The sequence below is a fragment of the Acidovorax sp. Root219 genome (genome assembly GCF_001428665.1).
GTDB lineage: Bacteria > Pseudomonadota > Gammaproteobacteria > Burkholderiales > Burkholderiaceae_C > Acidovorax.
The window spans coordinates 64,776-84,149 of sequence record NZ_LMIJ01000048.1; the positions used below are offsets into that span (position 1 = coordinate 64,776).

Below are 19,374 nucleotides of genomic sequence, written 5' to 3' on the forward strand. Positions count from 1 at the left end.
AGCAAAAGAGCAGAAGCAGCCACCGCAACAGAACCAGCACCCACAAGAACACGACTAAGATCGCGCCTGTCCAAAATATTCCATCCTCACAAGGAGAACCCTTTGCGCAATACCCTGTGCCTGCTGCTCGCCAGCCTCGTGATCGCCCCCGCCGCCATGGCCCAGCAAGCCGCCAAGCCCGTCACCACGGCCAGCGGCCTGGTCTATGAATCGCTCAAGGACGGCACGGGCGAGTCGCCCAAGGCCACCGACACCGTCAAGGTGCATTACAAGGGCACCTTCCTCGACGGCAAGGAATTCGACAGCTCCTACAAGCGCGGCGAGCCTACGTCGTTCCCGCTGAACCGCGTGATCCCCTGCTGGACCGAAGGCGTGCAGCGCATGAAACCCGGCGGCAAGGCCAAGCTGACCTGCCCGCCCGCCATCGCCTACGGTGCCAACGGTGCCGGCGGCTTGATACCGCCCAACGCCACGCTGAACTTCGAGATCGAACTGATCTCCGTCGGCAAGTAAGTGACCGGCGCACGGGCACCTGCCACATGCTGCTGAAGGTCGGTGAGCTGGCCCGGCGCACCGGCCTCACGGTGCGCACGCTGCACCACTACGACGAGATCGGGCTGCTGGCGCCCTCGGGCCGCTCCGAGGCCGGCTACCGCCTGTACAGCCAGGCCGACGTGCAACGGCTGCATGGCATACAGACCATGCGCCAGATGGGGCTGGCGCTCAGCGACATTGGCGAGCTGCTGGCCGGCGAAGGGATGGCGCCCGAGCGCATCATCGGCCAACAGATCCGCGCGCTCGACCAGCAGATCACGCAGGCCACCGAACTGCGCGGGCGGCTGGCCATGCTGCGCGACGGTCTGATGGCAGGGGCCGAGCCCGACATGGGCAACTGGCTCGAAGCGCTGGCGCTGATGACCACCTACGGCAAGTACTTCAGCGCGGCAGAGCTCAAGCAGATCTTCACCAACTGGAGCCTGATCGAGGCAGACTGGCTGGTGGTCAAGGACCTGGTGCGCAGCGCCATGGACCGCCAGCTGCCACCCGACAGCCCCGAAGTCCAGGCACTGGCCTACCGCTGGATGGCGCTCATGCTGCACTGGATGGGTGGCGACATCGACCTGCTGGACCGCTGGGGCCACATGTTCCGCACCGAGCCCAGCACCCAGGGGCGCAACCATGCGCCGCCCGGCGACATGATCGAGTTCGTCGAAACGGCGATCAAGCTGCGCATGGCGCTGCTCGAAAAGTACGTGACCCGTGATGATCTGCGCGGCTTGGGTCACGTGCCCCATGCGCAGTGGGCCGAACTGGAGGCACAGGTGCAGCAACTGCTGGCCCAGGGCGTACCCACGCAGCACCCGGATGCCATCGCCGCAGCCCGGCGCTGGGACCAGCTGTTCGGCCAACTGACGTACGGCAGCCCCGCGCTGCGCGAGAAACTGATCGCAGCGTCCGAACAGGAACCCCTGCTGCAGGCGGGCTCGCCCCTGAGTGCGCCTGTGCGCGCTTACCTGAAGGCGGCGCTGCTGCTCCCTGCCGCGGCAGCCTCCCCTGCCACGCACGCCGCTGAAAAATCGCCGAAAAAAGTGTTCCAGAAGGCTTGACCCTCACGCAACGTGAGGCCTCACAGTCGGACCCGACACGCTGCCAACAGCAGCCAACGGACCGACACATGAGCCCCCTGCCACACCTATCGCCCCACACTCCCACCCCCTGGCGGGCACTGCTTCTTCACCCGGCACACCACTGGCCGCTGTACGCGCTGGCGGGCACGGCCTGCCTGCTGGTGGCCTGCGTCCTGGCCGAAGCACTCACGCACCCTGAAGCGCTGGCGCTCGCCATTTTCCTGTTCACTGGCGTGGTGGTCGACGCCTTGCTGGCCCCTGGGGGCCCTGGCCGCTGGCTGCCCACGGCCCTGGCGCTCGCTGGGCACGCGGCGGCGCTGCTGTGGAGCCTGGCGCTGGCCAGCAGCCTGCTGCGGCTGCTGACGCCCCGGCATGCACTGCAGGCTCAGCCGCTGCGACCCCAGGCACCGCCAGCGCGCACTGCCTGATGCGGATTTGCATTTGATCGCATAGCTAGGCGGGAGCCGCAGACAGTGCTGTAGCACGGCAAGGCGAACCAACGACGCTATGCGGTTAAAGGCAAATCCGTATGAACAGGCATTCCCCATCCACGCACGGGAGCAGGTCCAGCCAGCACCTGCCTGCGACCGATTTCAGCCGTTCCATTTTTTCTCGAAGGAAGACCATGCCATCCACCCACGACAACCCGGCCCCGCCGAGGGCCGACCCGCGCGCAGCGCTGTTGCGCGACCCCAACTTCCGCTGGCTGACCAGCGGCTCCGCGCTCACCATGCTGGGCGACCAGTTCACGCTGATCGCCCTGCCCTGGCTGGTGCTGCAGATGACCGGCGACACGCTGGTGCTGGGCACCGTGCTGGCGCTCATGAGCGTGCCGCGCGCGCTGTTCATCCTGATCGGTGGCGCGCTGGTGGACCGCTACTCACCCAAAGAGGTGCTGATGCTCACCAAGTACGTCAACCTGGTGCTGCTGGGGCTGCTCAGCGGCCTGGTCCTCACCGGCGCACTCACGCTGTGGATGGTCTACGCGCTGTCGCTGGCGATTGGCCTGGCCACGGCCTTCAGCATCCCGGCCGGCACCTCGCTGATGCCGCATGTGGTGCCGCGCGCACAGCTGCAGGCGGCCAACGGCATCAGCCTGGGCCTGCGCCAGCTCACCATGTTCCTCGGGCCGCTGCTCGCCGGCCTGCTGATCGTCTTGTTCGGTGACGGCAGCGCAGGCAACGCCAGCGCCACGGGCATTGGCATTGCCTTCGCGCTCGACGCGCTGAGCTTCGGCGTCTCGGCCTGGACGCTGGCGAAGGTGCGCACGCTGGTGGCGGCTGCGCCGGCCGCCACCGCGGCGGCCCCGCAGGCCGTTCTGGCCTCGGTGGCCCAGGGCCTCGCGCATTTCTGGCGCGACCGCGAGTTGCGCACCTGCTTCCTCTACTGGAGCGCCATTGCGCTGTTCATCATGGGGCCCATCCACATCGCCGTGCCGGTGCTGGCCAGCAGCACGCCCACGCTGGGCGCCGCCGCCTTTGGCACCATGCTCGGCGCCCACGGCGCGGGCACGCTGGCGGGCATGGTGGCCTCGGGCATGTTCCCGCGCCTGCGCGTGGGCAGCCTGGGGCTGACCATCCTGGTGTTCGACGCCATCATCGGCCTCTTGTTCATCCCCATGGGCATGATCAACGCGGTGTGGCAGGGCGCTGCGCTGATGCTGGCCATCGGCCTGCTGGGCGGCTTCATGCAGGTGCGCGTGTTCACCTGGATCCAGCAGCGCGTGCCGCCCATGCTGATCGGCCGGGCCATGGGCCTGTTCATGTTCATCTTCATGGGCCTGGCGCCCATCTCGGCGGCGGTGACCGGCTGGCTGATGAAGAGCATCACGCTCACCCAGCTGTTTGCGGCCAGCGGCGGCACGCTGGTGGTGCTGGTGGCGCTGGCCTTCGTGCTAACGCCGCTGCGCCAGGTGACCGATGCGCCCGCTGCGGCACGTTGATCCACCGCAAAAAAAACCGCCCACCACGGTATGTGGCGGGCGGATCAACGTCAAGGAGACGGCGGAGGAGAGAAATGCAACCGGGGAGAGGCCGGCCCATGGTGGGCAGGCGCGGGACTTACACCTCGGTGATGAACTGTTCGCGGGGACGGCGCACCTTTTTGAGGTTCACCAACCAGTCGCCTTCGTCGGCACGGTAGCCCAGCGGCAAGATGGCCACGCTGCGCAGGTTGCGCGCACCCAGGTCCAGGATTTCGTCCAGGGCCTTGGGGTCGAAACCTTCCATGGGCGTGGAGTCCACGCCCTCGAAGGCGGCGGCGATCAGGGCAGCGCTCAGGCCGATGTAGGCCTGGCGGGCGGCGTGCTGGAAGTTCACTTCGGCATCCCGCTGGGGGTACATGCCCAGCAGCATCTGGCGGTAGTTTTCCCAGCCTTCGTTCTTGAAGCCGCGCTGCTCGTTGGTCAGGTCGAACATCATGTTGATGCGATCGGCCGTGTAGTTGTCCCAGGCAGCGAACACCAGCAGGTGCGAGCCGTCGGTGATCTGGGCCTGGTTCCAGGCGATGGGCTGGATGCGGGCGCGCACTGCGGGGTCGGTCACCACGATGATCTCGAACGGCTGCAGGCCGCTGGAGGTGGGCGCCAGGCGGGCGGCTTCGAGGATGCGCTCGACCTTGTCCTCAGGCACCTTCTTGTCGGCGTTCATCTTCTTGGCCGCATAGCGCCATTGCAGTTTGTCGAGCAGTTCATTGGCTGCGGGGGTCTGGGTGGCTGTGGTCATGACAAAGGCTCCTTGGTGTCATAGGTGGATTGGCGGCACCGAAATGCCAGTGGATGAACTGTAGGTACTGACCGCTTGTTCAGTAAGCCCTGCACGGGAAAAGGATTGTTCCTATTCGGTCAACAATCGCCCCCCATCCATGCGCGGCATGGGGTTCCGGGGAGGCTTACACTTGTTTGCTCCACCCCCTGCCCGGCATGGCGCACGCCCCTTGCGTGCGCCGGCCTTGTTGATCGCTTTTTGTCCATGAGTGAACCGGACCTGTCTTTCCTGGACCCCTCCCGGCGTTCGCCCGCACCTGGTGTGGCCGCGGACGATGCGCTGGCGTCCACCGACAGCCCCGCCGGGGGCCTGGTGGCGGACCTGCGCGCCTACCAGGCCGAGCTGGAGAGCCAGAACAAGGTGCTGCGCTACAGCCAGGCCGTGGCCGAGAGCGCCTCGGAGCGCTTCGAGACCCTGTTCGCCAGCATGCCGCTGGCGCTGATGGTGATCGACGAGCACGACATGGTGGTGCAGGCCAATTCCATGGCGCACCGCTCGTTCCAACCCACGGAGCGCGACCGCCCTCTCAGCGCACTGATGCCCTTTGTGAGCGCGGGCGACGTGGACCGCGTGCACAACGCCTTCGCGCAGGCCGAGAACCTGGGGCGCAGCGAGGTGAACGAGGTGGTCTTCGACATCGGGGAGGAGCTGCGCATCAAGGGCGACCTGCACATCGCCCACATCGAGGCACCGCAGGCCGGCGGCGGCCCGCCGGTGTCGCAGTACCTGTGCGCGGTGATCGACCAGGGCCCGCTGCTCACCGAGCGCCGGGCGCTGCAGCACAGCGCGCAGGCCCTGCAGCAGCGCAACGAGCAGCTGTACGCCAGCGAGAAGCGGCTGGAGGCGGTGATCAACTCGGCGCTCGACGCCATCATCTGCGTGGACCAGCACCAGCACATCACCGTATTCAACCCCACGGCGGCGGCGCTGTTCCAGTGCAGCGCCAGCGATGCGCTGGGCAGCCCGCTTGAACGCTTTCTGCCCGGCGCGGCCCAGGGCCTGTCGTTTGCGCAGCTCACCACGCAGGCCATGCTGGGCGAAATGACGGCGCTCACGGCCAGCGGCAAGGAGCTCGCGGTGGAGGTGAGCGTATCGTTCGAGCGCCATGCAGAGGGCGAGACCACCACCGTGTTCGCCCGCGACCTCACGGGCCGCAAGAAGGCCGAGGCGCACCGCACCGAGCTGGAGGCGCAGCTGCGCGAATCGCACAAGATGCAGGCCGTGGGCACCATGGCCGGAGGCATCGCACACGATTTCAACAACATCCTGGGCGCCATCCTGGGCAATGTGGAGCTGGCCAAGGCCGACAGCGCACCGGGCTCGCCCGCGCTGGAGAGCCTGCGCGAGATCGACAAGGCCGGGCGCCGCGCGCGCGACCTGGTGCGCCAGATCCTGACCTTCAGCCGCAACGAACCTCCACAGCGCACGGCCGTGCCGCTGGGCGAGGTGGTGCACGACACCGAGCGCCTGCTGCGCGTGACCCTGCCCCCGGCGATTGAGCTGCACATGCAGTTGCCGCTGGACCTGCCCCCGGTGCTGGCCGACGCCACCCAGGTCGAGCAGGCCCTGCTCAACCTGTGCACCAATGCCGTCCACGCCATCGGCAATGCGCGCGGCAGCATCCACGTGGAAGCCGCCGCCGTGCAGCCCGACAAGCGCCTGAGCGAGCGCCTGGGCCTGGCGGAAGGCCACTACGTGGCCCTCGCAGTGCGCGACAACGGGCCCGGCATCGAGGCGGCCACGCTGCAGCGCATCTTCGAGCCCTTCTTCACCACCAAGCCCGTGGGCCAGGGCACGGGCCTGGGCCTGGCCGTGGTGCATGGGGTGATGCGTACGCACGAAGGCGCGGTGGACGTGAGCAGCATCCCGGGCCACGGCAGCCGCTTCACGCTGTACTTCCCTGTGGCACCCGGCAGCGCCCAGGCGGCGCCCCCACTGGTACCGCCGCCTGCGCCCGCGCCACAGGCCACGGCGCAGATCGACCAGCGCAAGCCCCATGTGATGTACGTGGACGACGACCAGGCCCTGGTCTTTCTGGTGCAGCGCCTGCTGCGCCGCCGCGGCTACGAGGTGAGCGGCTACACCGACCCGCACGAAGCCAGCGCAGCACTGCGGGCCGACCCCCAGCGCTACGATCTGCTGGTGACCGACTACAACATGCCCGGCTTTGTCGGTACCGACCTGGTGCGCGAGGCACGCCAGATACGCCCCGACCTGCCGGTGGCCCTGGCCTCGGGCTACGTGACCACCGAGATCGAGCAGGCCGCCATGGCCGAAGGCGCCAACGCGCTGATCCACAAGCCCAACGATGTGGAAGAACTGGTGACCACCGTGCACCGGCTCATCCATGGCCATGGCACCGGCTGATGACAGCGCACTGCCCGTGCACGCAGTGCACGAGGACGCGGACATCCTGGTGCTGCACAAGCCTGCGGGCCTGCTGTGCGTGCCCGGCCGCGGGCCGGACAAGCAGGACTGCCTGAGCGCCCGTGCGCAGCAGCGCTGGCCCGGCGCGCTCATCGTGCACCGGCTGGACCAGGCCACTTCGGGCCTGGTGCTCATGGCGCGCCACATCGAGGCACAGCGCCGGCTGGGCCTGGCCTTCGAGCAGCGCCAGGTGCACAAACGCTACGTGGCGGTGGTGCAGGGGCACATGGGGCAAGCCGGTGACGGCACCTGGGCCGAGATCGATCTGCCGATCGCTGCCGACTGGGAGCGCCGCCCCTTGCGGGTGATCGATGCGGCTCTGGGCAAGCCCAGCCTCACGCGCTGGCGTTCCGAGTCGCATGATGAATCGGCCAGCACCACGCGTGTTCTGCTCGAGCCCGTGACCGGCCGCACCCACCAGTTGCGCGTGCACCTGGCCGCCGTGGGCCATGCCATCCTGGGCGATGCGCTGTACGCCGATGCCGCCACGCAGGCCCTGGCGCCGCGCCTGCTGCTGCATGCCAGCGACCTGGCACTGGCGCACCCGACCACCGGCGAACCGCTGCAATTCCATCTGGCGCCCAATTTCTAAGCCGCCAGGGCGACTGCGGCCTGCCGCGCCATGGCCCACTGCACGGCCAGGATGCTGGCCAGCACCACCACCACGCCCACCAGAGACGTGCCGCGCAGGGCCTGCCCAAGCAGCGCCCAACCCAGCAGCACAGCCGCCACCGGGCTCAGCAAACCCAGCGACGACACGGCCACCGAGGGCAGCCGCGCCACGCCGCGGAACCACAGCGCATAGGCCAGCAGCGCGCCGGCGATGCTCAGGTAGGCATAGCCGCCCACCTGCATGGCGGTGAGGGCGGGCAGCGGCGGGTCCACGGCCCAGGCCACGGGCAGCAGTATGGCACCGCCCGCAAGCAACTGCCAACCCGTGAAGGCCAGCACCGGCAGGCCGCCCGACTGCCAGCGCCGCGCGAGAAAGGTACCGAAGGCCATGCACACCGTGCCCGCCAGCGCGGCCACCACACCCACCATGTCCCACGCGGCGCCGGGCGACAGCAGCAGCGCCGCCATGCCCGCCACCCCGAGTGCCCCGGCCCCCATGGCCAGCGCGGGCGGGCGCCGGTGGTCCACCGCCCAGGTCAGCCCCATCATGAGCAGCGGCCCGATGGCGCCTACCACAGCGGCCACGCCACCGGGCAGCCGGTAGGCCGCCACGAACAGCAGCGCCTGGAAGAAGCCGATGTTGAGCGCCGCCAGCAACAGCAAGCGCGCCCAGCCGGCCCCATCGCGCAAGGCCGGTGCCTGGCGGCACCACAGCACCAGCAACAGGCCGGCAGGCAGGGTGCGCAGCAGCGCTGCCGTGAAGGGCCGGTCGGGCGGCAGCAGCTCGGTGGTGACGATATAGGTGGAGCCCCAGATGGTGGGCGCCAGCGCGGTCAGGAGCACGTCGCCCCAGGCGATACGGTGGGTTGCTTCAGGCATTTTTATCTTCAAATCAAGATAAATGACTCTACCATAAAATCTTGAAATCAAGACAACTGAAGCTGCCATGCCCCCACCCCAACGCACACCCGATGCCGTGGACGCCATCCTGGCGCAGTGGCACCGCGAGCGCCCCGATCTGGATGTGGCACCCATGGGCCCCATCGGCCGCATCAAGCGCTGCGCGGCCCTGCTGCAGCGCCGGCTGGACGAGACCTTTGCCGAGTTCGGCCTGAGCTATTGGGAGTTCGACATGTTGGCCACGCTGCGCCGCTCGGGCGCGCCCTATTGCCTGGCGCCGACCACCCTGTTCTCCACGCTGATGGTCACCTCGGGCACCATGACGCACCGCATGCACAAGCTCGAGGCCAGCGGCTTCGTAGCGCGCCTACCCAACCCCGGCGATGCGCGCAGCATGCTGGTGCAGCTCACGCCCGCAGGGCTGGCCCTGATCGACCGCGCGGTGGAGGCCCATGTGGCCAACGAGCACCGCATCCTGGCGCCGCTCAAGGCCGCCGACCTGGCGGCGCTGGATGGCAAGCTGACCCTGCTGTTGGCGGCGCTGGAATCCCCGACTGCGCCATAGAACCAGGCGCGGCGCAGTACGATGGCGGGATGTCCCAACCCCAACACCTCTTCATCCTCACTGGCGCCTCGCGCGGCATGGGCCTGGCCATGGCCGAGCAATTGCTGCAAGGCCCGGGCAACACCCTCGTCTGCCTGGCCCGCAACACCCAGGACGCGCTGACCGCCGCCGCCCAGGCCTCGGGCGCCACGCTCGAGCAGTGGCAGCAAGACCTGTCGCAGGGCGAGCAGGCCGCCGCCCGCCTGAAGGCCTGGCTGGCGGCGCAGGCCCCTGGCCGCTTTGCCAGCGCCACGCTGATCAACAACGCCGGCACCATCCCGCGCATCGCCCCGCTGTCGGAGAGCGACCCCGCCGACCTGGCCAACGCGCTGCGCGTGGGCCTGGAATCGCCCATGCAGCTCACAGCCGCCTTCCTCCACGCCACCGAGGGCTGGACCGCCACGACCCGCAAGGTACTCAATATTTCCTCGGGCCTGGGCCGGCGCGCCATGGCCTCGCAGGCGGCCTATTGCGCGGCCAAGGCCGGCATGGACCATTTCACGCGCTGCGTGGCGCTGGACGAGGCCCACAAGCCCCATGGCGCCAAGGTCTGCTCACTGGCACCCGGTGTGATCGACACCGACATGCAGGTGCAACTGCGTGGCGCCGCCCCCGAGACATTCCCGGACCGCGAGAATTTCGCCAACCTCAAGGCCGGTGGCCAGCTCACATCACCTGCCGATGCCGCTACCCGCGTGCTCGCCTGGCTGGAGCGCGCAGACTTCGGCACCAACCCGGTGGCCGATGTAAGAGAAGCATGACCCCCCTGAGCCGCTTCGCGTCTTCCCCCCAGGGGGACGCCGCCAGTGGCCTGGCAAAGCCAGTTCCACGGCGGCACTGGCCTGTCGCGCGCCAGTTTCAGCCGCCCTTGTTTTCATAGCTGCCAGCGTCTGCCATCCAGGCGTTGCAAGCCCATAGCATTCCATTTTTCCAAGGAGACTCCCATGACCCGTGAAGTCGTCGTCGTCAGCGCAGTGCGCACCGCCATTGGCACCTTTGGCGGCAGCCTCAAGGACATCCCTCCCACCGAACTCGGTGCCCTCGTGGTGCGCGAATCGCTCGCGCGCGCCCATGTGGAAGGCAAGGACGTGGGCCACGTGGTGTTCGGCCATGTGGTGAACACCGAGCCCAAGGACATGTACCTCTCGCGCGTGGCCGCCATCAACGGCGGCTGCGGTGAAGGCACGCCCGCCTACAACGTCAACCGCCTGTGCGGCTCGGGCCTGCAGGCCATCGTGAACGCCAGCCAGTCCATCCTGCTGGGCGACACGGACGTGGCCATCGGCGCCGGCGCCGAGAACATGAGCCGCGCCCCCTTTGCCAGCCTGAACATGCGCTGGGGCGCGCGCATGGGCGACACCAAGATGGTGGACATGATGATGGGCGCGCTGCACGACCCCTTCCACAACATCCACATGGGGGTGACGGCCGAGAACATCGCCGCCAAGTGGGGCATCAGCCGCGAAGACCAGGACCAGCTCGCCGTGGAAAGCCACAACCGCGCCGAGCGCGCGACCGAAGCCGGTCTGTTCAAGGACCAGATCGTGCCCGTCACCTTGAAGAGCAAGAAGGGCGACGTGCAGTACGCCACCGACGAGCACTTTCGCCCCGGCGCAACCCTCGCGGACATGGCCAAGCTAAAGCCCGTGTTCCTCAAGGAGAACGGCACGGTGACGGCCGGCAATGCCTCGGGCATCAACGACGCCGCGGCCGCCCTGGTGCTGATGGAAGCCGGCGCCGCCAAGGCGCGCGGCGCCAAGCCGCTGGCGCGCCTGGTGGCTTATGCGCATGCCGGTGTGGACCCGAAGTACATGGGCATCGGCCCGGTGCCGGCCACGCAGCTGGCGCTCAAGAAAGCCGGCCTCACGGTAAACGACCTGGACGTGATCGAGGCCAACGAGGCCTTTGCCGCCCAGGCCTGCGCCGTGACCAAGGACCTGGGCCTGGACCCGGCCAAGGTCAATCCCAATGGCTCGGGCATCTCGCTGGGCCACCCGATCGGCGCCACGGGCGCGCTGATCACCGTGAAGGCGCTGCACGAACTGCAGCGCGTGCAGGGGCGCTATGCGCTGGTGACCATGTGCATCGGCGGCGGCCAGGGCATTGCGGCGATTTTCGAACGCATCTGATACCCCGGGGTTGCCATCGCCACCCGCGATGCTGCCACCCCGTATTGGCAAGGCCGGCCCTGTGGAGGATCAGCGATCATCCACAGGTGCTGGCCCAGATCAGCAGAGTGGAGCGCGCCTGAAGCGGCCGCCCCAACCATTGAACCGACGGAGACATCTTTCACCATGATTCGCACCCTGATTTCCTTCAGCGCGCTGGCCCTTGCCCTGGGTGCCACCGCGCATGCGCAGGCACCCGCCCCTGCCGCCGCCTACCCCAACAAACCCATCCGCCTGATCGTGCCCTTCCCGCCCGGTGGCGGCACCGACATCCTCTCGCGCCTGGTGGCCACCAAGCTCACCGAAAGCGCCAAGTGGACGGTGGTGGCCGACAACAAGGCCGGTGCCGGCGGCACCATCGGCATCGGCGAGGCCGTGAAGGCGGCGCCCACGGGCTATGACATCGTGATGGGCCAGAAGGACAACCTGGTCATCGGCCCCTGGCTCTACAAGAACCTGCCCTGGGACCCCACCAAGGACCTGACCGCCGTGGCCCACGTGGCCTACACACCGGTGGTCATCGCCACCAGCGCCAACTCCAAGTACAAGACCCTGGCCGACGTGATCGCCGCCGCCAAGGCAGCGCCCGGCACCGTCACCTATGGCTCGCCCGGCAACGGCACCTCCATCCACCTGGCGGGCGACCTGTTCGAGAAGGCCGCGGGCGTGAAGCTCAGCCACATCCCCTACAAGGGATCGAACCCGGCCCTCATGGATGCAATGGCCGGCAACGTGGATTTGCTGATGTCCTCCGTGCCCTCGGCCATGGGCCAGCTCAAGTCGGGCAAGTTGCGTGCTCTGGCCGTGACCTCGGCCAAGCGCAGCTCGTCCCTGCCCGACGTGCCCACCGTGGCCGAATCGGGCTTCAAGGGCTTTGACGTGAGCACCTGGTACGGCGTGTTCGCACCCGCCGGCACGCCGGCCAGCGTGGTCACGGCCCTGAACGCCGAGATCAACAAGCTGCTGGCCACTGCCGACATGAAGGCCGCCATCCAGGCCCAGGGCGCCGAGCCCGAAGCCATGTCCGCCGCGCAGTTCGGTACCTTGATGAAAAACGATTACGCCAAATGGAAGGGCATAGTGGAAGCCTCCGGCGCCAAGATCGAGTAACGGGGTAGGAGCCGCTAAAAGCTCTCCTGGCGTCGTTGTTCCGTCTTGCCGTACTTTCAGTACTGTCTGCGACGAAACGCCTAGCCAGGACCGCTGCGCTGAGCTTGTAGCGACTCCCGAAGCTCTGTATCAAAGAAAAAATGGCTCCTTCTTGGAGCCATTTTTTTTGTTCCAGCGCAGTGCCAGGGGCGCAGCACAAATTCAAAACCGGGATTCAGGTCCGCACGACCAGCACCGGCACGTGCACCGCGCCCAGCACGCGCTGCGTGACGCTGCCCAGCACCAGTTTTTCAAGGCCGCGGCGGCCGTGGGAGCCCATGACGATGAGGTCGGCACCGGTGCTCAGCACAGCGCTCACGATCCCGTCGTGCACGGTGTGGCCCTCGCCCACGACCGTGGTCACCTGCACGCCAGCCGCCGCGAGGGCAGTGCGAGCGGCGTCCAGTGCCGTATTCGCCTCGGCTGTGGCAGCGCTCAGGTACTGGGCCTGGCCATAGGCGAAATCGGCACCGACGCCGGTGAACGGATACGGGTCCACCACGTACAGGGCGGTTACGGCGCTGCCAAAGGTCTTGGCCAGCTCTGCCGCCTTGGACACGGCCAGCGCGGCGATGTCGGAGCCATCGATGGGAACCAGAATGTGCTTGAACATGGCGTCTTCTCCTTGTGTTGAATGCACCTTCGGCGAGGCCCTGATACGGATTTTCCTTCAAGCGTCCAACTTCGTGGGTCCGCCTTGCCGTGCTACAGCACTGTCTGCGGCTTCCCGCCTAGTTATACGATTGAATGCANNCACCAATCCCCCGGTCCCGGGTGCTGCCTGCGATGCGATGAAGGACAGTGTGAACCCACACCATACATCGCATCTTGATGCGCATCAAACGGCGGGCGGTCGATCCAGCGATTTCTCCAGCAAGACGACGCCTTGTCCTACGCCGTGCCCCCCACCGACAAGGATGGTGACCCCTATCCCACCACGTCCGCCCCCTGGAACGCGCCGCGCCGGCAGGTGACCACCAGCGTGTCGCGGTAGCCACCGGGGGCCACGGGCTGGATGGGGGTGGATTCGTGGATCATGCGCGCATCGTCCAGCAGCAGCAGGGACCAGGGCTCGGTGAGCGTGAAGCGCTGGCCGCCCGGGCCGTTGGCCTCGAACACCCGGGTCTCACCGCCCTTGATGCCCTCGCGCCCCACAAGAAATACCGCCACCAGGTCCACACCGTCGCGGTGCGCGCCTTCGGGCGTGGGCCGGCCGATGCCACCTTCGGTGTCGATGCGGAACTGGTGCGCCTCCACGAACCAGGGCTGTGGCGCCTTGCCCTGTGCGGCAAACACGGCGTCGGAGACGCGGGCCAGCGCAGCCAGCAGCTGCGACCAGACGGGCAGCGCCACCGTGGCCGGCTCCATGGGCGCAAACCAGCGTTCCATGCCGCCGTGCAGGGCGTTGTATTCCACCGGCTGCCAGTGCGCGCGGTGCGGCACCTGCTGCGCCTGCCCATCCTGCACCATGAAGCAGGCGTGGCGCCGGCGGCGGTAGCGCCCGCCGTCCTTCAGGAAATCGTCGGGCGGCAAGGCCGCCCAGTCGGCATTGAGTGCCAGCAGGTCAGAGAGCGGGCAACCCATCCAGGCCGCCACATCGGCGGGCGACAGCACGGCAAAGCCGGCGCTGCGCAGTTGATTCGCAGTCTCGGAGGGCGCGGTAAAAGGAGGTGAGAAAGTGACTTGTGCCATGGCCGCCGAGCATAAGGCTTAACGCAAGGGGCTGCCGAGCCCAGGCCACGCGCCGCAGTGCCGTGCAACCAAGGGGTGATGCAGGTCAAACGGCGCCAGCCCCGGCTGAAGGCCTGCCCTGACTCCCCAGGCGCTTTCACGGCTGCAAGGCCACCTGCTCCGCGATGCGCAGCAAGGCACTGGCCGGCGCCGGCCGACCGAACAGGTAGCCCTGCCAGTGCAGGCAGCCCACGCTGGCCAGCATGTCGCGCTGCTCGGGGGTTTCCACCCCTTCGGCAATCACGCCCAGGTCCAGGCTGTGGGCCAGGTTGACAATGGTGCGGGCGATGGCGGCGTCGTTGGGGTCGGTGAGCAGGTCGCGCACAAAGCTCTGGTCGATCTTGAGCTGGTCCAGCGGCAGGCGCTTGAGGTAGCTGAGCGACGAATAGCCCGTGCCGAAGTCGTCGAGCGAAAAGCGCACGCCCAGGGCGCGCAACGTGGTCATGCGGCGGATGATGTCTTCCACATCATCGAGCAGCAGCGACTCGGTCAACTCCAGCTTCAGGCGCACCGGGTTGGCGCCCGTGCTCTTGAGGACCTCCACCACATCTTCCACGAAGTGCGGGTGCCTGAACTGCAGCGCGCTCACGTTCACGGCCAGCGTCCAGTGGGCCGAGGCCGGGTTGCGCGCCCATTCCACCAACTGCAGGCAGGCTGCGCGCAGGATCCAGGCGCCCAGGGGCACGATGAGGCCGCAGGCCTCGGCCACGGGGATGAACTCGGCCGGCGAGACCAGCCCGCGCTGCGGGTGCTCCCAGCGCAGCAGGGCCTCGGCCCCCACCAGGCCCTCCAACTGGCCGATCTGCGGCTGGTAGTGCAGCAGGAACTGGCCCTCGCGCAGCGCCTCGCGCAAGCCCGCCTCGAGCGCGGTGCGCGCCGTGACGGCGGCCTGGGTGCGGGGGTCGAAGAAGCGCAGGGTGTTGCGCCCCGCCCCCTTGGCCTGGTACATGGCCATGTCGCCGCGCTTGAGCAACTCGTCCACCGTGGTGTGCGGGTCGGCATACAAGGTCACGCCGATGCTGCACGAGCTGTGGTGCGCATGGCCGCCCAACTGGTAGCTTTGACCCAGCGCATGCAGCACCTTGCGGCCCACCATCTCGGCCTGCGAGGCCGCCTCGTGCGGCAGCGCGCTCAGGCCCTCCAGCAGCAGCACGAACTCGTCGCCACCCAGGCGCGCCACCGTGTCGCCGTTGCGCACGCAGCCACCCAGGCGCGCCGCCACCTGGCACAGCAGCTGGTCGCCGATCTCATGGCCCTGGGTGTCGTTCAGGTCCTTGAAGTTGTCCATGTCCACGAACAGCAGGGCGCCACCGGTGCCCGTGCGGGCGCTGGCCGCCAGGCTGTGCTGCAGCCGGTCGGCCATCAGCCGCCGGTTGGGCAGGCCGGTGAGCGGGTCGTAGAAAGCCAGCAGGCGGATCTCATCCTCGGCCGCCTTGCGGCTGGAGATGTCGGTCTGCGTGCCCACGTAGTGTGTGATGGCGCCCTGCGCCGAACGCACCACGGTGACGGTGATCCAGGCCGGGTACACCTCGCCATCCTTGCGCCGGTTCCAGACCTCGCCCTGCCAGGAGCCCACCGACTGCAGCGTCTCCTGCATCGTCCGGTAAAAGGTCTGGTCGTGCCGGCCGGACTGCAGCAGCGCCGGGGTCTTGCCCACCAGTTCCTCCACCGGGTAGCCCGTGAGCCGCGCGTAGGAAGTGTTGGCCTGGATGATGCGCTGGTCGGGCCCGGTGACCACCATGCCCTCGAACGACTCGAACACGATGGCCGCGATCTGCAGCGATTCTTCGACCCCCCGGTGGTCGGTGATGTCGGTGGAAATGCCGCACAGCGCATGGATGCGGCCGTCGCTGTCGCGCAGCGGCATCTTCATCGACAGGTAGGTGCGCACCGAACCATCGTGGAAGGTGTTGGTTTCCTCCACCTCGATGCGCTCGCCGCGCTCCAGCACCAGGCGGTCATTGGCCGTCAATTGGCGCACAGTCGCCTCGTCGAAGATCGCGCTGTCGTCCTGCCCGATCAGGCCGCCTGCGGCATCGGGAAGCAACGCCAGCATGTGCTGGTTGGCGTACTGGTAGCGGTGCTCGGCGTCCTTGATATAGATGAAGGCGCCCACGCTGTCGAGGATGGTGCGCAGCTTGTGCCCGCTGGTCCACGGGTGCCGGCTGCGCTCGCGCACACGGCGGCGGCGCAGGAAGACCACCAGCAGCCCCAGCGCAACCGCCAGCAGCAATGCGCCAACGGCCCACAGCACCGGACGCCCCACGGTGTTGGCGGATGGCCGGCTGACCCAGCGGCGCATCACCTGGCCATACGCTGCGTCGGACCCATCGCGCCACTGCGCGGCCCGCTTGTCGATGGCGGCCAGCAGGTCGGGGTTGCGGTCCTTGCCGCTGGCGATGTACAGCCCCCCTGGCTGCAGCACGATGCCTGAATCGACCAGACCGTGGCCCGGCGCACGGGCACTGCCGAACAGGTGGCTGGTGATGGCCGCCTCGGCGTTCTTGCTGCCTACGGCGCTGAAGGCCTGGTCGGGCGAGTCCACCTCCACCACCATGACCTGCAGCCCATAGCGGCGCGTGAGGGCCATGAAATGGTCCTTCTGCACCGTGTCGCGCTGCACGGCCACGCGCTTGCCATCCAGGTCCAGCACCGACTGGATCGGCGAGGACGACTGGCGGTACACCTCGGACCAGGTGTCCACGATGGGTTGCGCGGTGAAATCGAACTGCGCCTCGCGCGCCGGCGTGCGCGGCACGTCGGGCACCAGGTCCAGGCGGCCGTTGTGCAGGTCATCCAGGCATGCACGCAACTCGCACGGCACATAGCGCACGGACCAGCGCTCGCGCTCGGCCACCAGGTTGAGCAGGTCCACAAAGATGCCCGCGGGCCGGCCATGCTGGTTCATGAACACGGTGGGCTCGTTGGCATACACCCCCACCCGCACCTCGCGCGCAGGCGCAGCAGTGCTGGCGCTCACCGGCAGCAGGCACCAAAAGGCACCCACCAGCCATCCCGCCCATCGGCAATGCCACCGGAAAATGCGTGAACTCACGATCGGGAATCCCCACATTGGCCAAAAGCACCATGTTAACCAAAGGTTGCTTGTTTATCAAAACGTAACCAAAACAAAGCGTGCCGCCGAAAGCCTGCCCGAGATCTTTTTTTGCACAGGCCTGCAGACCTTGGGTTAGCATGCGTCAAACTCTTCGGAGACAGCCATGCCCCACGAACGCCGCCACTACGTCCGTGTCCAATTCGATGCCCCTGCGCTGCTCACCCTGGCAAGCAACGCCTTCAGTGTGCATGTGCAGGACCTGTCGCTCAAGGGAGCGCTGATTTCACTGCCTGCGCAGGCAGACGTGCGCGCCGGCATGCTGTGCCAGCTCACCATCCCGCTGCACGACACGGGCAACCACATCGGCATGTCCTGCGAGGTGGCGCACCTGGAGGGGCTGCACACCGGCCTGCTGTGCCGCTCCATCGACCTCGACAGCGTGACCCACCTGCGGCGCCTGATCGAGCTGCAGCTGGGCGACCCGGCGCTGCTGGAGCGCGATCTGGCAGAGCTGACGCACACTGCGCATTGAGGGATCTTCAAAGATTCTTCTTTTCTCACACCATATTCAAGACCGCGCCTGCATCGCGACAATCACCGCCGCATCGATGGCATCGGGCATCTCGGCCTGCCTTTGCTGTAGGTAGGCCAGCACGGACATCCCCTCCGGCCAGGGGTCATGCAGCTCCGGCCAGTTGCCCCACCCCCAGATCCGCCCGCGCGCCCATAGGTGGATGCCACGTCTGCAGGGCGCATGGGGGTCTGCACCGTTCTCCAGCAGTAGCGTTACCAGCGGCAGGCACAACGGCCGCAGCATGCTGCCGCGTACGCACAGCAGGCCTGCCACTGCCCCGAGCAGGCTCCCCACGTAGCAGGCCGAGGGCGGTGATTCACCCTCGTGCCGAGTCTCCAGGTCGTCCACCTGCAGCGAGACCCCCATCGCCGCACTCACCCCACGATCCAGCACCCGGCGCAGCGTGTCGATCACAATCTGGCAGGCATTCGCATCCAGGCGCGAGGCGAGCTTGCCACTGGCATTGCTGGGCTCATACCAGTACACGGTCAGCAGCGGCTCCACTACTTCCTCCTGGAAGGCCTCGGGATTTTTCCAGTAGTCCACCCCAGCGCCAGCATCAAGCAGGTCATTCGCCAGGCGCAAATCCACCAGCGCTCCCGTGTAGTTGCGCATCACCATGCGCAGCGCAGGATATTCCCGCCAGAGCGGTGTTTCCAGATCCACCCCGGCCGCAGCCAACTGCGCCGGGGTCTGCGCATCCCGGTATCCCCTGCACATGCGGGTGAGCCGCTCCACGTCGCTCATCTGAGCAGGCGGAACCGAGCGCGCGCCACTGGTGGTCAGCACCTTGAGAACATCGGCCCGGTCTTCAAAGAACTCCACGCTGTGGAACAGCAGGCTGCCGGTTTCCTGCCCGGATTGGTCGTCGACCAGCAGGGCATTCACGTCCACACCGGGTTGCGCCAATAGCCATTGGAGTAGTTTGGCATTCGTGCTCACCGGCCGCACCACGCGCTCCAGGCGCGACAGCCTGGGCAGATCCGCGCCAGATGCATGTAACAGGCCCGAGAGCATGGCTTCGCGCTGATTGCCGCCGCAGGCACCGATCAGATCGGCGACCTCGGCCGCCCAGGGCAGGCAGGCAGACCAGTCGACCTTGGCGTCGTGCAGGGCGCGCACCGATTTCACCAGGCCCGCGCGCAGGGCAAGCACCATGATGGGCACGCCATCGGCCGTGGCGTTGGGCGATGCACCGGCCTTGACCTCCTTGGCGAGTGCGCTGTCCTTGGCCTCCAGTACCAGCTCGTACAGGCGCTCGCCTTCGGACAGCACCGGCTTGGGAAACGCCTTGGCCGGGATGCGCTTGCCGGCGTGGTAGTACGTGGTGGACGATTCCCCGACCTGGCTGTTGAACACATGCACCTGAAGGTAGTCGGCGCCTGCGGCATGCCAAGCCTGGATCTGCGGTTTCTCGAGCGGATCGTGCGCGGATGTGTCGACCGTGCAGCGCAGCGTGGTGCCCAGCAGGGACGCACTCATCACCACGGGACCGTCCCAGTACTGGAAAATGCGCTCCAAAGGCTCGTGCAAGGCGCAACCAGGGGCTTGCATGGCAGCTTTCAGCAGGGCATGCAGCTGGGCCAGCGCAGCGGCGTCAGAGCCGATGCAGGTGAAGCTATAGGTGTTGGCAGACATGGAACGGCGGGCGCACGATGGCGCCAGGAAGGCGGTGCACCAAGCCTACCAGCGCTTTGTGCCGCGATTGCGGTCTCTGGACGGCACTGGACAAATTGGCAAGTGCCAAGGCCTGCCAAT

17 protein-coding genes are annotated in these 19,374 nt (G+C 67.5%); 11 read left to right on the forward strand and 6 right to left on the reverse strand.

All coding sequences use genetic code 11. From position 1 onward, the window contains the following. Window positions 1-156 precede the first annotated feature (156 nt). The 4 genes from ASE28_RS30905 (at window position 157) to ASE28_RS30920 (ending at window position 3,570) form a co-directional block, all read left to right on the forward strand. Complete coding sequence (locus tag ASE28_RS30905) at window positions 157-513, forward strand: FKBP-type peptidyl-prolyl cis-trans isomerase (protein WP_369818325.1); 357 nt, start codon at window positions 157-159, stop codon at window positions 511-513. Window positions 514-539: 26 nt separating this feature from the next. Further along, window positions 540-1,607: a MerR family transcriptional regulator gene (locus ASE28_RS30910; protein WP_057269797.1), complete on the forward strand. Its 1,068-nt coding sequence runs from the start codon at window positions 540-542 to the stop codon at window positions 1,605-1,607. A 68-nt stretch (window positions 1,608-1,675) separates the two neighbouring features. Continuing rightward, the gene (locus ASE28_RS30915) at window positions 1,676-2,056 is read left to right on the forward strand and encodes a hypothetical protein (RefSeq protein ID WP_057269798.1); all 381 of its coding nucleotides are present in this window, start codon (window positions 1,676-1,678) and stop codon (window positions 2,054-2,056) included. A 197-nt stretch (window positions 2,057-2,253) separates the two neighbouring features. Beyond that, window positions 2,254-3,570 (forward strand): MFS transporter, encoded by a 1,317-nt coding sequence (locus ASE28_RS30920; RefSeq protein WP_057269799.1) that lies wholly within the window; start codon window positions 2,254-2,256, stop codon window positions 3,568-3,570. Window positions 3,571-3,688: 118 nt separating this feature from the next. Here the strand turns inward: ASE28_RS30920 and ASE28_RS30925 are convergent, their stop codons facing one another. After that, a complete protein-coding gene (locus ASE28_RS30925; RefSeq protein ID WP_057269800.1) occupies window positions 3,689-4,351 on the reverse strand; it encodes an NAD(P)H-dependent oxidoreductase in 663 nt (220 codons plus the stop codon). A gap of 246 nt (window positions 4,352-4,597) precedes the next feature. On the opposite strand from ASE28_RS30925, the gene ASE28_RS30930 reads away from it, so the two are divergent. After that, window positions 4,598-6,760 (forward strand): ATP-binding protein, encoded by a 2,163-nt coding sequence (locus ASE28_RS30930; protein ID WP_057269801.1) that lies wholly within the window; start codon window positions 4,598-4,600, stop codon window positions 6,758-6,760. After that, window positions 6,747-7,412, forward strand: coding sequence for an RluA family pseudouridine synthase (locus ASE28_RS30935; protein WP_057269820.1), 666 nt, complete (start codon window positions 6,747-6,749; stop codon window positions 7,410-7,412). The genes ASE28_RS30930 and ASE28_RS30935 overlap by 14 nt, the downstream gene beginning before the upstream one ends. On the opposite strand, the gene ASE28_RS30940 is transcribed toward ASE28_RS30935, so the two are convergent. After that, window positions 7,409-8,311: an EamA family transporter gene (locus ASE28_RS30940; RefSeq protein WP_200964012.1), complete on the reverse strand. Its 903-nt coding sequence runs from the start codon at window positions 8,309-8,311 to the stop codon at window positions 7,409-7,411. The two genes, ASE28_RS30935 and ASE28_RS30940, sit on opposite strands and share 4 nt — an antisense overlap. Before the next feature lie 67 nt (window positions 8,312-8,378). Here ASE28_RS30940 and ASE28_RS30945 point away from each other — a divergent pair, with 67 nt between their 5' ends. From ASE28_RS30945 to ASE28_RS30960, 4 genes are all read left to right on the forward strand, one after another. Further along, complete coding sequence (locus tag ASE28_RS30945) at window positions 8,379-8,897, forward strand: MarR family winged helix-turn-helix transcriptional regulator (RefSeq protein WP_057269802.1); 519 nt, start codon at window positions 8,379-8,381, stop codon at window positions 8,895-8,897. A 29-nt stretch (window positions 8,898-8,926) separates the two neighbouring features. Continuing rightward, entirely contained in the window at window positions 8,927-9,697 is a 771-nt protein-coding gene (locus ASE28_RS30950) for an SDR family NAD(P)-dependent oxidoreductase (RefSeq protein WP_057269803.1), read from the forward strand. A 183-nt stretch (window positions 9,698-9,880) separates the two neighbouring features. Then, window positions 9,881-11,065, forward strand: a complete 1,185-nt coding sequence (gene bktB / locus ASE28_RS30955) for a beta-ketothiolase BktB (RefSeq protein ID WP_057269804.1) — start codon at window positions 9,881-9,883, stop codon at window positions 11,063-11,065. Between the two features lie 165 nt (window positions 11,066-11,230). Then, window positions 11,231-12,214 (forward strand): tripartite tricarboxylate transporter substrate binding protein, encoded by a 984-nt coding sequence (locus ASE28_RS30960; protein WP_057269805.1) that lies wholly within the window; start codon window positions 11,231-11,233, stop codon window positions 12,212-12,214. 214 nt (window positions 12,215-12,428) lie between these two features. Here ASE28_RS30960 and ASE28_RS30965 read toward each other — a convergent pair whose 3' ends face one another. The 3 genes from ASE28_RS30965 to ASE28_RS33470 form a co-directional block, all read right to left on the reverse strand. Next, window positions 12,429-12,866, reverse strand: a complete 438-nt coding sequence (locus ASE28_RS30965; protein WP_057206065.1) for a universal stress protein — start codon at window positions 12,864-12,866, stop codon at window positions 12,429-12,431. A gap of 314 nt (window positions 12,867-13,180) precedes the next feature. After that, window positions 13,181-13,945, reverse strand: a complete 765-nt coding sequence (locus ASE28_RS30970; RefSeq protein ID WP_057269806.1) for a 2OG-Fe dioxygenase family protein — start codon at window positions 13,943-13,945, stop codon at window positions 13,181-13,183. Between the two features lie 136 nt (window positions 13,946-14,081). Next, window positions 14,082-16,964, reverse strand: coding sequence for an EAL domain-containing protein (locus ASE28_RS33470; RefSeq protein ID WP_304439369.1), 2,883 nt, complete (start codon window positions 16,962-16,964; stop codon window positions 14,082-14,084). A gap of 241 nt (window positions 16,965-17,205) precedes the next feature. Here ASE28_RS33470 and ASE28_RS30980 point away from each other — a divergent pair, with 241 nt between their 5' ends. Beyond that, window positions 17,206-17,574 carry a PilZ domain-containing protein gene (locus ASE28_RS30980; RefSeq protein ID WP_057206061.1) on the forward strand — a complete coding sequence of 123 codons (369 nt, stop codon included), beginning with the start codon at window positions 17,206-17,208 and terminating at the stop codon, window positions 17,572-17,574. Between the two features lie 36 nt (window positions 17,575-17,610). Here the strand turns inward: ASE28_RS30980 and ASE28_RS30985 are convergent, their stop codons facing one another. After that, complete coding sequence (locus ASE28_RS30985) at window positions 17,611-19,254, reverse strand: hypothetical protein (protein WP_057269807.1); 1,644 nt, start codon at window positions 19,252-19,254, stop codon at window positions 17,611-17,613. Window positions 19,255-19,374 lie beyond the last annotated feature (120 nt).

Coding starts and splice junctions, on each gene's coding strand:
- ASE28_RS30980 (WP_057206061.1), top strand. CDS start 17,206: ATGCCCCACGAACGCCGCCACTACGTCCGTGTCCAATTCGATGCCCCT.
- ASE28_RS30905 (WP_369818325.1), top strand. CDS start 157: ATGGCCCAGCAAGCCGCCAAGCCCGTCACCACGGCCAGCGGCCTGGTC.
- ASE28_RS30930 (WP_057269801.1), top strand. CDS start 4,598: ATGAGTGAACCGGACCTGTCTTTCCTGGACCCCTCCCGGCGTTCGCCC.
- ASE28_RS30925 (WP_057269800.1), bottom strand. CDS start 4,351: ATGACCACAGCCACCCAGACCCCCGCAGCCAATGAACTGCTCGACAAA.
- ASE28_RS30920 (WP_057269799.1), top strand. CDS start 2,254: ATGCCATCCACCCACGACAACCCGGCCCCGCCGAGGGCCGACCCGCGC.
- ASE28_RS30965 (WP_057206065.1), bottom strand. CDS start 12,866: ATGTTCAAGCACATTCTGGTTCCCATCGATGGCTCCGACATCGCCGCG.
- bktB (WP_057269804.1), top strand. CDS start 9,881: ATGACCCGTGAAGTCGTCGTCGTCAGCGCAGTGCGCACCGCCATTGGC.
- ASE28_RS30960 (WP_057269805.1), top strand. CDS start 11,231: ATGATTCGCACCCTGATTTCCTTCAGCGCGCTGGCCCTTGCCCTGGGT.
- ASE28_RS30940 (WP_200964012.1), bottom strand. CDS start 8,311: ATGCCTGAAGCAACCCACCGTATCGCCTGGGGCGACGTGCTCCTGACC.
- ASE28_RS30935 (WP_057269820.1), top strand. CDS start 6,747: ATGGCACCGGCTGATGACAGCGCACTGCCCGTGCACGCAGTGCACGAG.
- ASE28_RS30945 (WP_057269802.1), top strand. CDS start 8,379: ATGCCCCCACCCCAACGCACACCCGATGCCGTGGACGCCATCCTGGCG.
- ASE28_RS30915 (WP_057269798.1), top strand. CDS start 1,676: ATGAGCCCCCTGCCACACCTATCGCCCCACACTCCCACCCCCTGGCGG.
- ASE28_RS30950 (WP_057269803.1), top strand. CDS start 8,927: ATGTCCCAACCCCAACACCTCTTCATCCTCACTGGCGCCTCGCGCGGC.
- ASE28_RS30970 (WP_057269806.1), bottom strand. CDS start 13,945: ATGGCACAAGTCACTTTCTCACCTCCTTTTACCGCGCCCTCCGAGACT.
- ASE28_RS30985 (WP_057269807.1), bottom strand. CDS start 19,254: ATGTCTGCCAACACCTATAGCTTCACCTGCATCGGCTCTGACGCCGCT.
- ASE28_RS30910 (WP_057269797.1), top strand. CDS start 540: ATGCTGCTGAAGGTCGGTGAGCTGGCCCGGCGCACCGGCCTCACGGTG.